The sequence below is a fragment of the Escherichia sp. KCJ4928 genome (assembly GCF_004352695.1).
GTDB lineage: Bacteria > Pseudomonadota > Gammaproteobacteria > Enterobacterales > Enterobacteriaceae > ECMA0423.
Map to the genome: position 1 here is coordinate 1 of NZ_SJWV01000787.1, position 255 is coordinate 255.

At 54.1% G+C, this 255-nt stretch carries 1 protein-coding gene; it reads right to left on the reverse strand.

Annotated elements, in window-relative coordinates:
• On the reverse strand, nucleotides 1-253 hold a 253-nt coding region (locus E0D98_RS26780), incomplete at its 3' end, for a contractile injection system protein, VgrG/Pvc8 family (RefSeq protein WP_240723801.1).
• Nucleotides 254-255 lie beyond the last annotated feature (2 nt).

The window sequence follows — 255 nt, forward strand, 5'->3', positions numbered from 1 at the left end:
CCTTCATGCTGTACAGCATCTGGTTTTTGTCGTTCTCCCCGAGTTCAAACCAGGTCACCACGCCTTTCACCCGGCGCTGTACTTCATCGCCCTGCCATATCGTCAGGTAGGCCATTTTGTCCAGCACTTGCGCAAATTCAAGGGAGAGAAACTGCTGGCTGACCAGGGAGAGATCGAGGGAAAAGAGCGAAGAGAGTGACTGGTTCAGATGAAAGGAAACCACCGCAAAAGCATCCGGCGGCAGGCCGTCCACTT